The sequence below is a fragment of the Pseudomonas sp. H2_D02 genome (genome assembly GCF_054677635.1).
In genome coordinates this window covers 5524368-5536634 of the sequence record NZ_CP162816.1, presented here as the reverse complement: position 1 = coordinate 5536634, position 12267 = coordinate 5524368, and the positions used below count along the sequence as shown (strand labels likewise).

Annotated in this window: 12 protein-coding genes and 1 pseudogene; 4 read left to right on the top strand and 9 right to left on the bottom strand. The window is 60.1% G+C overall.

The features are described from left to right. Nucleotides 1-88: 88 nt before the first annotated feature. Together AB4N42_RS25460 and AB4N42_RS25455 are read left to right on the top strand one after the other, a co-directional pair. Nucleotides 89-1090 (top strand): flagellar protein MotY, encoded by a 1002-nt coding sequence (locus AB4N42_RS25460; protein WP_030142530.1) that lies wholly within the window; start codon nt 89-91, stop codon nt 1088-1090. Nucleotides 1091-1218: 128 nt separating this feature from the next. Continuing rightward, nucleotides 1219-2436, top strand: a complete 1218-nt coding sequence (locus tag AB4N42_RS25455; protein ID WP_024779511.1) for an argininosuccinate synthase — start codon at nt 1219-1221, stop codon at nt 2434-2436. A gap of 166 nt (nt 2437-2602) precedes the next feature. Here the strand turns inward: AB4N42_RS25455 and AB4N42_RS25450 are convergent. Further along, nucleotides 2603-2843 (bottom strand): annotated as a pseudogene (locus tag AB4N42_RS25450) (hypothetical protein); the annotation flags it as partial. Between the two features lie 478 nt (nt 2844-3321). Between AB4N42_RS25450 and AB4N42_RS25445 the strand changes: the two are divergent. Continuing rightward, nucleotides 3322-3948 (top strand): response regulator transcription factor, encoded by a 627-nt coding sequence (locus tag AB4N42_RS25445; protein WP_030142528.1) that lies wholly within the window; start codon nt 3322-3324, stop codon nt 3946-3948. Between the two features lie 54 nt (nt 3949-4002). Here AB4N42_RS25445 and AB4N42_RS25440 read toward each other — a convergent pair whose 3' ends face one another. From AB4N42_RS25440 to metG, 8 genes are all read right to left on the bottom strand, one after another. Then, on the bottom strand, nt 4003-4185 hold the full coding sequence (locus AB4N42_RS25440) for a PA3496 family putative envelope integrity protein (RefSeq protein ID WP_030142527.1): 183 nt from the start codon (nt 4183-4185) through the stop codon (nt 4003-4005). Nucleotides 4186-4292: 107 nt separating this feature from the next. Further along, nucleotides 4293-4931: an endonuclease III gene (nth, locus tag AB4N42_RS25435; RefSeq protein WP_030142526.1), complete on the bottom strand. Its 639-nt coding sequence runs from the start codon at nt 4929-4931 to the stop codon at nt 4293-4295. Then, the gene (locus AB4N42_RS25430; protein WP_460115517.1) at nt 4928-5458 is read right to left on the bottom strand and encodes an Rnf-Nqr domain containing protein; all 531 of its coding nucleotides are present in this window, start codon (nt 5456-5458) and stop codon (nt 4928-4930) included. Before AB4N42_RS25430 ends, nth begins: the two co-directional genes overlap by 4 nt. Next, nucleotides 5451-6062: an RnfABCDGE type electron transport complex subunit G gene (locus AB4N42_RS25425; RefSeq protein ID WP_460115516.1), complete on the bottom strand. Its 612-nt coding sequence runs from the start codon at nt 6060-6062 to the stop codon at nt 5451-5453. The genes AB4N42_RS25430 and AB4N42_RS25425 overlap by 8 nt, the downstream gene beginning before the upstream one ends. After that, nucleotides 6059-7045, bottom strand: a complete 987-nt coding sequence (locus tag AB4N42_RS25420; protein WP_460115515.1) for an RnfABCDGE type electron transport complex subunit D — start codon at nt 7043-7045, stop codon at nt 6059-6061. The genes AB4N42_RS25425 and AB4N42_RS25420 overlap by 4 nt, the downstream gene beginning before the upstream one ends. Next, nucleotides 7032-8048, bottom strand: a complete 1017-nt coding sequence (gene rsxB / locus AB4N42_RS25415) for an electron transport complex subunit RsxB (protein ID WP_460115514.1) — start codon at nt 8046-8048, stop codon at nt 7032-7034. The genes AB4N42_RS25420 and rsxB overlap by 14 nt, the downstream gene beginning before the upstream one ends. Then, the gene (locus AB4N42_RS25410) at nt 8045-8617 is read right to left on the bottom strand and encodes an Rnf-Nqr domain containing protein (RefSeq protein ID WP_460115513.1); all 573 of its coding nucleotides are present in this window, start codon (nt 8615-8617) and stop codon (nt 8045-8047) included. Before AB4N42_RS25410 ends, rsxB begins: the two co-directional genes overlap by 4 nt. Nucleotides 8618-8746: 129 nt before the next feature. After that, nucleotides 8747-10792: a methionine--tRNA ligase gene (gene metG / locus AB4N42_RS25405; protein ID WP_460115512.1), complete on the bottom strand. Its 2046-nt coding sequence runs from the start codon at nt 10790-10792 to the stop codon at nt 8747-8749. A 271-nt stretch (nt 10793-11063) separates the two neighbouring features. Between metG and apbC the strand changes: the two genes are divergently transcribed. After that, nucleotides 11064-12158, top strand: a complete 1095-nt coding sequence (apbC, locus tag AB4N42_RS25400; protein WP_030142519.1) for an iron-sulfur cluster carrier protein ApbC — start codon at nt 11064-11066, stop codon at nt 12156-12158. The last annotated feature ends 109 nt before the right edge of the window (nt 12159-12267 follow it).

The window sequence follows — 12267 nt, the reverse complement described above, 5'->3', positions numbered from 1 at the left end:
TCAGGTGTGCCGCGATTTTGTGCCCTGTCTCGGCCAAACGGCATGCCCAGCGTTTTCGATTTCCGTATAAAAGCCAGTGGAGCCTCCCGTGCGCCAGCGTTATCTAGCCTTGCTCAGTGTGTTTGCCAGCCTTCCTGCGATGGCGCTCACTTTCCAGACCCGTCTGGAGAGCATTGAGTGGACGGTCGAAGGTGACAAGTTCGAGTGCCGGCTGAGTCAGCCGATCACCGATTTTGGCAGCGGCGAATTCGTGCGCAAGGCGGGCGAGCAGGCTACGTTCCGGCTCAAGGCGTATAACCCGATGCTCGGTGGTGGCTCCGCGACGTTGTTGGCGGCTGCGGCGCCGTGGCAGCCGGGACGGGGCGACATCAATCTGGGCTCGGTCCGGATCGGCAGTGGCGACGTGTTGTTCAATAGCTCCCAAATACAGGCGGGCCGTCTGATCAGCGGGCTGATGGAGGGACGCAGTCCGGTGATTCGACGCAATACCGAGGATGGGCGCGTATCCGAAGTCCGGCTGCTGCCTGTGCGCTTCAACAAGGCGTTCAACGATTACCAGGGCTGTGTAGCGAAACTGTTGCCGAAGAACTTCGAGCAGATCAAGCAGACCCAGATCGGTTTTCCGGGCGAGGGGGTTGAGCTCGACGCCCAGGCCAAGGCCCAGTTGCAGGTCATGCTCGACTTCATCAAGGCTGACCCGAGCGTCAATCATGTCGAGCTTGATGGCCATTCCGACAACAGCGGCAATCGTCTGACCAACCGGGAGTTGTCACGTCGTCGTGCGCTGGCGGTCATGGATTTCTTCAAGGCCAACGGTTTCCAGGAGTCCCAGTTCACCGTGCGTTTCCACGGCGAGCGCTATCCGCTGGTTCCCAACACCAACGCAGCCAATCGGGCCAAGAATCGCCGTGTCGTCGTTCAGCTCGAGCGTGTAGCGGCTACCCAGGCCCCGGCTCCTCAGCCACCAACAGCCGCGCCAGCGCCAGCTACTCCTGCCGTGGCGCCCGCTGCTGCGCCGGGCAAGGCACCGACGCCGGTTGCTCCGGCCAAGACGGCTGCGCCTGCCGCGGCAACTGCACGCACTTCCTGACCCCGTCCTGATCGTCGCTCAATCGACATAATCTGTCGCTTCGTCGTCATAAGCTGTCGCGCCTCTGTAAATTATCCGCGCTGGACGTTAGACTTCCCGGCTTTCCGTACAACCCGTGGAGTGATGGCATGGCGGACGTAAACAAGGTCGTTCTGGCGTATTCCGGCGGCCTGGACACTTCGGTGATCCTCAAGTGGCTGCAGGATACTTATAACTGCGAAGTGGTGACCTTCACCGCGGACCTGGGGCAGGGCGAAGAAGTCGAGCCTGCACGCGCCAAGGCCCAGGCCATGGGCGTCAAAGAAATCTACATCGATGACCTGCGCGAAGAGTTCGTCCGTGACTTCGTGTTCCCGATGTTCCGCGCCAACACCGTTTACGAAGGCGAGTATCTGCTAGGTACCTCCATCGCCCGTCCGCTGATTGCCAAGCGCCTGATCGAAATCGCCAACGAAACCGGCGCTGACGCTATTTCCCATGGCGCCACCGGTAAAGGTAACGACCAGGTGCGTTTCGAACTGGGTGCCTATGCCCTCAAGCCCGGCGTGAAAGTCATCGCCCCGTGGCGTGAGTGGGACTTGCTGTCCCGTGAAAAACTGATGGACTACGCCGAGAAGCATGCGATTCCGATCGAGCGCCACGGCAAGAAGAAATCGCCGTACTCGATGGATGCCAACCTGCTGCACATCTCCTATGAAGGCGGCGTGCTGGAAGACACCTGGACCGAGCACGAAGAAGACATGTGGCGCTGGACCGTCTCCCCTGAGAAGGCTCCTGATACCCCGCAATACCTGGAATTGACCTACCGCAACGGTGACATCGTCGCGCTGGACGGCGTGGAAATGAGCCCGGCCACCGTGCTCGCGACCCTGAACCGTATCGGCGGCGAGCATGGCATCGGTCGCCTGGACATCGTCGAGAACCGTTATGTCGGCATGAAGTCCCGTGGCTGCTACGAAACCCCAGGCGGCACCATCATGCTGCGCGCTCACCGGGCGATCGAATCGATCACCCTGGATCGCGAAGTGGCTCACTTGAAGGACGAGTTGATGCCCAAGTACGCCAGCCTGATCTACACCGGCTACTGGTGGAGCCCGGAGCGTCTGATGCTGCAACAGATGATCGATGCCTCCCAGGTCAACGTGAACGGTGTCGTGCGCCTGAAGCTGTACAAGGGCAACGTGATCGTGACCGGGCGCAAGTCCGACGATTCGCTGTTCGATGCCAACATCGCGACCTTCGAAGAAGACGGCGGTGCCTACAACCAGGCCGACGCGGCCGGTTTCATCAAGCTCAACGCCTTGCGCATGCGTATCGCGGCGAACAAGGGTCGCAAGCTGTTCTGATCTGATCCGGTTCAATGAAAAACGGCCTGCCATGAGCAGGCCGTTTTTTTGTCCGTCGAACAGGATCACGGTTTTCTTCTCCGACGAAGACGCATCAAATGACGCTGGTTTTTCCTTCCTCGGCGTAATGCATGGCCGCGTCGGCCGGCGGAGCCGTTCGTGGTCTTTTTGAGGTGTTTGCTTTTATGAAGGTCCGAAGGGGTATACAGAGAACGGTAATTAAAGTTGAGTGTGAGAAAAAACAGCAGCGACAAGTAAAAGGGAAAACCGATCAGGAACCAGATATAGCATTCACGATCTTCATCATCCAGGAAGGGCAAGGCTATCGCTGCGGATGTTTCTGATAACGTTGCCAGTATGGCAATCAACGTCATGGGGTTGGTAATGGTTCTTTGAGTGTTGTTCATGATAAGTGCTCATGGATAATTTTATGCTCGGTGATTGAAGTTTTAATCGAGTGGGTTTGATGCGTTGGCTCTAAACAAAACAGCCTGGCCAAAAAAGCGCAATGATGTCTTTTAAGTCGAGGGTGTTGAGCCATTCTTTTTATACAGAAGCTGATTCGATTGAGTGAAATTTTTACCGTTTGTCTATAAATAAATCAGTTACTTTTTATGAGTGTGTTGTCGATGTGAACTGAAATGTGTTTTGTTGTGCAGGAAAAGTCGCGTCATTCATAGGAGGGTCGGTGCGTCAGATTCGCCGCTTCGATTTTTTCGGAAAATTCATGCCACATTATTTCGCGGATTATTTGTAGGAATTTTCTGTGATGTTTGTAGGTTATGTCTTTCGCTGCGAGCGCTCAGGGGGAGCGGCATGCCAAGGGAAAATGACTAGGCTATTGTGCATGCTCTAAAAATTCGAACAGCGAAATTGGATTTGCCCATGAATAAAGTGCTGATCGTGGATGATCACCCCGTCATTCGTCTTGCTGTACGTTTACTAATGGAGCGTCATGGATATGAAGTTATCGCCGAAACGGATAATGGCGTTGATGCATTACAGATTGCCCGGGAACAAATGCCCGATATCGTTATCCTGGATATTGGAATTCCGAAGTTGGATGGGTTGGAAGTCATCGCACGCCTGACCGTCAATCCTTCACCCTTGAAAGTATTGGTATTGACGTCCCAGGCTCCCGGGCATTTTTCGATGCGTTGCATGCAGACGGGGGCAGCGGGCTATGTTTGCAAACAACAGGACCTGACCGAGTTGTTAAGTGCAATAAAGGCCGTGCTGTCGGGTTACAGTTACTTTCCCAACCAGGCGCTGCACACGGTACGTTCAAGTCTTGGCAATGCCAGTGAGTCCGAGATGGTGAACCGTTTGTCCGGGAGAGAAATGATGGTCCTGCAGCAACTGGCTCGCGGAAAAACCAATAAGGAAATAGCGGACGCGATGTTCCTGAGCAACAAGACCGTCAGCACCTACAAGACCCGCCTGTTGTTGAAACTCAACGCCCGCTCGCTGGTCGACCTGATCGAATTGGCCCAGCGAAATGGATTGGTCTGAGTTCAGGGCCACAGGCACACGGTAAAAAGCCTCCACCAGGGAGGCTTTTACGTGTCAGAGGTCAAAATCGTAATCGGCCAGTTGCTTCTGCAAGCGACGCTCTTCCAGGAGGTTATCGATGGTGCGGCGTTTGCTCAGGTTGGTTTTTGCCACTTCCACCACCACCGGTTCCGCGTCGTCAGCCTCAACGGCGATGAAATCGTCTTCTACATCCAGTTGTTCTTTGCCAGTACTCATGGGTTCGGCTCCAGGCTAAGACTGCCATTCGCGCTCCTTATAGCGATAAACCACCGGCGGGTAAAAAAGATTTTTTCAATCGACGGATAAACAAAAGCAATAGCGCATCAATCGTCGGATGTCTTGTGCTTGTACTCGCACAGGTCTTCGATCCGGCAGCTCCCGCAACGGGGCTTGCGCGCCAGGCAGACGTAACGTCCATGCAGGATCAGCCAGTGATGGGAATCCAGGAGGTATTCCTTGGGAACGAATTTCATCAGCTTCTTTTCCACTTCCACTACGTCCTTGCCCGGGGCCAGTCCAGTCCGGTTACTGACGCGGAAAATGTGCGTGTCGACTGCCATCGTCAATTGCCGGAATGCGGTATTGAGCACCACGTTCGCAGTCTTGCGGCCGACGCCCGGAAGGGCTTCCAGCTCTTCGCGGGTCTGGGGGATCTCACCGCCGTGGCGCTCGATCAGCAGGCGACAGGTTTCGATCACGTTTTTTGCCTTGCTGTTGAACAGCCCGATGGTCTTGATGTATTCGGACAGCCCTTCGACGCCCAGGGCATGGATCGCTTGTGGCGTATTGGCCACAGGAAACAATTTGGCCGTGGCCTTGTTGACGCCAACATCGGTGGATTGGGCCGACAGAATTACCGCGATCAGCAGCTCGAACGGAGAGGAGTAGGCCAGTTCGGTCTTCGGCTCCGGGTTGTCTTCATGAAAGCGACGAAATATTTCCAGGCGTTTGGCGGCGTTCATGGGCGCGGCTTTTCCTTTAGGGGTGAACGGGGCGGAGTGCAAGTCCAAGCTTGGTAGGCGGCGAGCAGCAGGCCGAGCAGGATGAATCCGCCGGGGACGAGCAGGGCCAATGGGACGCTCGCGCCGATCATCTCGCGCAGAGCGCCCAGGCTGGTGATCAGCAGGCCGAATTGTCCCGCCAGCCTGAGATAAGCAAGCATGCGGGTCTCGACGACTGTCAGGCGTTCCAGTGTCACGCAGCTCAGCGCGATCCATCCGATATACAAACTCAACGCGTCGTGCCGTTCCAACATCCAGGCTTGTGCCAGCAAGTCTGCGCAAGCGGTCATTGTGGCTGCCAGGACGATGGATGCGAGGAGTTGCTGGCGGACTGAGAGGCGTGTCCTTAAAAATGTCATTGCCGAGCCGTGGGCGAGGCTGATCAAAACCCAGGCAACCCATAGGGCCAGCGCATTGACCAACGAGTCGCTGGCGCCTACCAGGGGAACGAGCACGAGGCCGCGGGGCCAGGACGCAGGCTTAATCATGCTCTATCGCTCCGGTCAATTGAACCGTGTGCTCGTCGAAGTAACGCAGCGCATCGTGGACCGCTTCAAGGACTGCCCGGGACGTCACCGTCGCGCCAGCCAGTTGATCGAATTGGCCCTGGTCCTTCTTCAAGGCCCAACCTTCATCCGTGGGCGCCTGGCGCGTCTTGCCCTGGAACATCTGTAGCCAGCTGTTCGGCCAACCGGCGATCGCCGCGCCCAGGCCGGGGGTTTCCGACTGGCGCAGGGTTTTCACGCCCAGCAGTCGGCCGGTGGGGTCGATGGCGACCAATAATTCGATACTGCCTTCATAACCCAGTGCCTGACTGCGCAAGAGCACAGCCGTGGGCTGGCCGCCGCGGGTCGCCAGGTAACCGTTCAGCAGCGTGCTGTGGGGCAATACCACAGGGGCTGCGACAACAGACTGCGCGAGTGGCTGGTTGTCATATTGGCCGGCTGGCAACACGTCGAGCAACGTTCTGTTGGCGATGATTTGCCGCTGGGCTTCGATGCGCGCGGTGGTATTGATCTGCACAAGGTACGTGGCGCCGATACCGAGGCCGGCCAGCAAGGTCAGGATCGCAATGCCCGCGGTTTTCCTCATGTCGGCGACCGTCTTTGCCGCGCCTCGACGAAGCGGTCCAGTGCCGGGACACCGAGGTTCATCAACAGCACCGCAAACGCCACGCCATCCGGGAAGCCGCCCCAGGTGCGAATCAGATAGACCAGCAACCCCGCGCCCGCGCCGAACAACAACCGCGCAAGCGGCGTCCTGGCCCCGGACACAGGCTCGGTCACGATAAAAAACGCGCCCAGCATGGTCGCGCCGGTCAGCAGATGAAACAGCGGCGAGCCGTGGGAGTCGGAGCCAGACCCGTTCCAGCACAACAAGCTCACAATAAACAGGCTGACAAGCATGCCCACCGGGGCGTGCCAACTGAACACGCGTTGTTGCAGCAGAAACAGGCCGCCAGCGAGGAAGGCCAGGTTGACCCACTCGACACCACGCCCACCCCAACGACCGAACGCCGGGTCACTGGCAAACAGTTCGTCGATGGTCAGGCTTCGATTGATTTGCAGGCTGTCCAGCGCAGTGGCGCCAGCCCATCCGTCGGGTGCCTGGGCAATGCCAGCAACGTGCCGCAACCCATCGCCCAGGCCGATGCCATGAAGCGTCGGCCATTGGCTCATGTGTTGGGGGAATGCCAACAGGACCAGGGCGTATCCCAGCATGGCCGGATTGAACGGATTGCTGCCGACCCCGCCCCACACATGTTTGCCAAACAACAAGGCGCAGGCGGTCGCTGTGACCGTCAGCCACCACGGGCAATAGGCCGGCAGGGCAACGGCCAACAAGGTGGCGCTGACCAGTGCGCTACCATCGCCCAGGGCCGGTTTGAGTGGGCGGCGTCGCAAACGCAGTGCCAACGCCTCGACCGCCAGTGCGGTGAGGCCGGACAGTAGCAGATTGAATATCACGCCCCAGCCATAAACCCACATCAAGGCCAGCACGCCCGGCAGGGTCGCCAGTAATACCCGGCCCATCGCCTGTCGCAGTCGCTCATCCAGCGGCTCAGGAAGCGGCATGGGCGGCCACCTGCCGTTCGGCGTCTTCCACGGCTTGCTCCAGCGCTTTCAATTGCTCATCCGAAGCGGCGGCGGCCCGGGCCTTGGCGAGCTCGGCGCGACGCATCGCCAGTTGGATCTTGGCCCGCTTGAGCTCGGCGTCGTTTATCGGCGCAGGCGCAGGCGCTGGGGCAGCGGCTGGCGGCGTAGTGCTCTCCAGTTGGGCCAACGCCTGTTCCGCCGCTTCGAACTGGCGTTGCAGGACGATCAATTGCGACTGCTGCTCGAACGTGGGCGGATGGCCGAACGCTTTCAAGGATTTGTTCAGTTGTGCCCGGCTCATGGCCAGGTCGATCTTGGCCTTCTTCAACGCGGCATCGGCACTGGCGGCTTTTTGCGCGCGCACTCGCTCCAGCGCGGCTTGCACCGGATCCAGGGGCTGGGCTTGAACCTGAGCGTTGCGCTGGAGCCGCGCCAGGCGCTCGGCCTGACGCTGCTCCTCTTCGCGACGCAGACGCGCGTTGCGCTGTTCGAAGCGCTGGCGGGCGTGGTTGCGCTTGGCGGCACGCGCTTGCAGCGCTTCGATGCTGCGGGCCAGGCCGCCGACGACCGGCAGCACGGTCTCCATCGGCAGTGGCCGCATTTCAATGCAGTCCACCGGGCAAGGCGCCACGCAGAGATCGCAGCCGGTGCATTCGTCGATGAGGACGGTGTGCATCAGTTTTGCCGCGCCGACAATCGCGTCCACCGGGCAGGCCTGGATGCATTTGGTGCAACCGATGCACTCGGCCTCACGGATAAAGGCGATCTGCGCCGGCGCTGAGCCGCGACTGGCGTCCAGTTCCAGCACGGGCACTTTCATCAGCTCGGCCAGGGCCGCGATGGTTTCATCGCCGCCGGGGGGGCATTTGTTGATCGGCTCGCCTTGGGCGATGCCTTCGGCGTAGGGCTTGCAGCCGGGATGGCCGCATTTGCCGCATTGGGTCTGCGGCAGCAGGGCGTCGATACTTTGGATCAGGTTCATGTCTTGACCAGCCCGCGTAATCCGAGGAAGGCCACCGCCATCAATCCGGCGCTGATCAACTGAATCGGCAGGCCCTGGAAGGGCAGGGGAATATCATTGTTGAAGGTACGCTGGCGCAAGTCGTCGAACAGGCTCAGCACCCACCAGAAGCCCAACCCGGCGCCCAAGCTGAAAGCCATCGCAGGCCCCAGCCCCTGATCACTTCGTCCGTTGAGCAACGCGACACCGAGGACACCGGCATTGCCGAGCAACAGCGGCCACAAGCCATCGAACGGCAGTGAGGGCAGCCAGCGCGCCAGCAGGCGCAGCAACGGCGCGATCAGCAGCACGCTCAGCGGCAGCCAGGCGAATAACCGGAGCGATGTCAGGTGTGTCGGAGCCAACAGCCACGCGTCGACCATATAACCGAAGGTCCCGACCATTAGCATCAGGCACGCCGTCGCCAGACCCAAGGCGTGGACTTGGCGCCTGCCCTTGGCCTCTAGCAGCGGATCGATGCCCAGCGGCCATTGCAACACAAGGTTGTTGATCAGGGCGGCGCTGAACAGGGAGAGGAGAATGTCGGTCATGGTCCGTTGGTGACGAGGAGCCTGTAGGCAAGGTTAGGCATTATCCGGTACGCCGTGAGGGTGGGCCAGATATGAAAATCCCACAGTCGCTGGGAGGCGACTGTGGGATCGGTGCCGTACGCGATCGGATTATTTGATCCGTTGGCCCGGCTTGGCGCCGCTGTCCGGACTCAGCAAGTAGATCTCTTCACCGCCGGGGCCCGCCGCCATCACCATGCCCTCGGACATACCGAAACGCATTTTGCGTGGCTTGAGGTTGGCGATCATCATCGTCAACCGGCCTTCGAGCTTGGCCGGGTCCGGGTAGGCACTCTTGATACCGGAGAACACGTTGCGTTGCTCGTCGCCGATGTCCAGGGTCAGGCGCAGCAGTTTGTCGGCCCCTTCCACGGCCTCGGCCTTGACGATCAGTGCCACGCGCAGGTCGACCGCAGCGAAGGCGTCGAAGTCGATTTCCGGCGACAGCGGGTCCTTGGCCAACTCACCGTTGCCGCTCGGGCCGCCGGTATCGGTCTGGCTGGCGGCCAGGTCTTCCTTGGACGCGTCGATCATGGCCTGGACCTTGGTGGCGTCGATGCGGGTCATCAACGGCTTGAACTCGTTCAACTGATGGTTGCTCAGCAGGGTCTGGTGATCGGTCCAGGTCAGCGGCGCAACGTTGAGGAACGCCTCGGCATCGGCGGCCAGCAACGGCAGCACCGGCTTGAGGAAAATCACCAGCTGGCGGAACAGGTTGATGCCCAGGGCGCAGATGGCCTGGACTTCGTCCTGCTTGCCTTCCTGCTTGGCCAGCGACCACGGTGCCTTGTCGGCAATCCAGGCATTGGCGCGGTCGGCCAGGGCCATGATCTCGCGCATGGCACGGGCGAAGTCGCGGTTCTCGTAGGCGTCGGCGATGCCTGGCGCGGCGGCCAGGAAGGCGTCGGTCAGTTCCGGCGCGGCGTTCCCGGCCACCAGTAGACCGGCGTTGCCCTTATGGATGAAGCCGGCGCAACGGCTGGCAATGTTGACGACCTTGCCCACCAGGTCGGAGTTGACCTTCTGCACGAAGTCTTCGAGGTTCAGGTCCAGGTCGTCGACGCCACGGCCGAGCTTGGCCGCGTAGTAGTAGCGCAGGTATTCCGGCGACAGGTGATCCAGGTAGGTGCGCGCCTTGATGAAGGTGCCGCGGGACTTGGACATTTTCTGGCCGTTGACGGTCAGGTAGCCATGGACATTGATACCGGTCGGCTTGCGGAAACCGGCACCTTCGAGCATGGCCGGCCAGAACAGCGCGTGGAAGTTGACGATGTCCTTGCCGATGAAGTGATACACCTCGGCGGTGGAGTCCTTGGCCCAGAACGCATCGAAATCCAGCTCCGGTGTACGGTCGCAAAGATTCTTGAAACTGGCCATGTAGCCGATCGGCGCGTCCAGCCACACGTAGAAATATTTGCCGGGTTCGCCGGGAATCTCGAAGCCGAAGTACGGCGCATCGCGGGAAATGTCCCACTCCTGCAAGCCCGAATCGAGCCACTCGGCGAGCTTGTTGGCGACCGCGTCCTGCAGCGTGCCGCTGCGGGTCCAGGCCTGCAGCATCTGCTGGAAGTCAGGCAGCTTGAAGAAGAAATGCTGGGAGTCCCTGAGCACCGGGGTAGCGCCGGAAATTGCCGACTTCGGGTCTTTCAAGTCAGTCGGGGCGTAGGTGGCGCCGCATTTTTCGCAGTTGTCGCCGTACTGGTCTTCGGTGCCGCATTTCGGGCAGGTGCCCTTGATGAAGCGGTCGGCCAGGAACATCTTCTTTTCCGGGTCGAAATATTGGGTGACCGAACGGGTGGAAATATGCCCGGCGTCACGCAGCTTCAGGTAGATCTGGCTCGACAGCTCACGGTTTTCTTCGGCGTGAGTGGAGTGGAAGTTGTCGAAATCCACCAGGAACTCGGCAAAGTCGGCGCTGTGTTCAGCCTGGACATTGGCGATCAGTTGTTCCGGGGTAATGCCTTCCTTTTCCGCGCGCAGCATGATGGCCGAACCGTGGGCGTCGTCGGCGCAGACATAAATACATTGGTTGCCGCGATGTTTCTGGAAGCGCGTCCACATATCGGTCTGGATGTATTCCAGCATATGGCCAAGGTGAATCGAACCATTGGCATAGGGCAGGGCGCTGGTGACGAGGATCTTGCGTGGCTCGGACATGGGGCTCGGCTACTTGATGAAACGGAGGTCGGCCACTATAAAGCGCCGGGAAATATATTTCACCCCGCTGGGTTGCGAAGCGACCCCAAAACCTGGCGCCTCGGTGAGTCAGGCTGATCGGGATCGAATGTTTTGGGACTGCTGCGCAGTCCAGCGGGCATAAATCCCCTCGCCACAAAAGGTGTTCGCACTGCTGTAATCGGGTCGCCACGCGGGAGCGTGCGGCGTAGGATAGCGGCCTGTTTTTCAAGTCTTGCTATCGGAGTTGCCCATGAGCGCCGTCAATCGCGCAGCGGTGGAAGCCGTCCTTCGCCAGTACACCGACCCTTACCTGAACCAGGACCCGGTCAGCGCCGGATGCGTGCGTGCCATCGACATCCAGGGCGATCGCGTCAGTGTCCAGCTGGAAATCGGCTACGCCGCCGATCTGTTCAAGAACGGTTGGGCGCAAATGCTGCAGATGGCCATCGAAGGCCTGGACGGCGTGGCAGCCGCCAAAGTCGAGATCAACAGCGTGATCGCCGCGCACAAGGCCCAGGCCCAGGTGCCGGGGCTGGCGAACGTCAAGAACGTGATTGCCGTGGCGTCGGGCAAGGGCGGCGTGGGCAAGTCCACCACGGCCGCCAACCTGGCGCTGGCACTTGCCCGCGAAGGGGCAAAGGTGGGGATTCTCGATGCGGACATCTACGGTCCGAGCCAGGGCATCATGTTCGGCATCGCCGAGGGTACCCGCCCGCAGGTCAAGGACCAGAAATGGTTCGTGCCGCTGCAGTCCCACGGCGTCGAAGTCATGTCCATGGCCTTCCTGACCGACGACAACACGCCGATGGTCTGGCGCGGGCCGATGGTGTCCGGGGCCTTGCTGCAATTGGTCACGCAAACCGCCTGGGGCGACCTGGATTACCTGGTGATCGACATGCCCCCGGGCACCGGCGATATCCAGTTGACCCTGGCGCAGAAAGTCCCGGTGGCCGGCGCGGTGATTGTCACCACGCCCCAGGATCTCGCCCTGCTGGACGCGCGCAAGGGCGTGGAGATGTTCCGCAAGGTGAACATCCCGGTGCTGGGCGTGGTGGAAAACATGGCAGTGCACATCTGCTCGAACTGCGGGCACGCCGAGCACCTGTTCGGCGAAGGTGGCGGGGAAAAACTGGCGACCCAGTACGGCGTCGAGCTGTTGGCCTCGCTGCCGCTGTCGATGGTGATCCGCGAACAGGCCGACGGTGGCAAGCCGACCGTCATCGCCGAGCCGGACAGCCAGATCGCCATGGTCTACCAGGAACTGGCCCGCCACGTCGGCGCGCGGATCGTGTTGCAGGAAGCCGCGTCACCGGCGATGCCGAACATCACCGTCAGCGACGATTGATGCTTTGAAACACAATCCCCTGTGGGAGCGAGCTTGCTCGCGATGGCGTCGGTTCAGTCAGCCTTGATGTGACTGATACTCTGCCATCGCGAGCAAGCTCGCTCCCACA

Coding starts and splice junctions, on each gene's coding strand:
- AB4N42_RS25445 (WP_030142528.1), top strand. CDS start 3,322: ATGAATAAAGTGCTGATCGTGGATGATCACCCCGTCATTCGTCTTGCT.
- AB4N42_RS25420 (WP_460115515.1), bottom strand. CDS start 7,045: ATGCCGCTTCCTGAGCCGCTGGATGAGCGACTGCGACAGGCGATGGGC.
- AB4N42_RS25410 (WP_460115513.1), bottom strand. CDS start 8,617: ATGACCGACATTCTCCTCTCCCTGTTCAGCGCCGCCCTGATCAACAAC.
- apbC (WP_030142519.1), top strand. CDS start 11,064: ATGAGCGCCGTCAATCGCGCAGCGGTGGAAGCCGTCCTTCGCCAGTAC.
- metG (WP_460115512.1), bottom strand. CDS start 10,792: ATGTCCGAGCCACGCAAGATCCTCGTCACCAGCGCCCTGCCCTATGCC.
- AB4N42_RS25455 (WP_024779511.1), top strand. CDS start 1,219: ATGGCGGACGTAAACAAGGTCGTTCTGGCGTATTCCGGCGGCCTGGAC.
- AB4N42_RS25430 (WP_460115517.1), bottom strand. CDS start 5,458: ATGATTAAGCCTGCGTCCTGGCCCCGCGGCCTCGTGCTCGTTCCCCTG.
- nth (WP_030142526.1), bottom strand. CDS start 4,931: ATGAACGCCGCCAAACGCCTGGAAATATTTCGTCGCTTTCATGAAGAC.
- AB4N42_RS25425 (WP_460115516.1), bottom strand. CDS start 6,062: ATGAGGAAAACCGCGGGCATTGCGATCCTGACCTTGCTGGCCGGCCTC.
- rsxB (WP_460115514.1), bottom strand. CDS start 8,048: ATGAACCTGATCCAAAGTATCGACGCCCTGCTGCCGCAGACCCAATGC.
- AB4N42_RS25440 (WP_030142527.1), bottom strand. CDS start 4,185: ATGAGTACTGGCAAAGAACAACTGGATGTAGAAGACGATTTCATCGCC.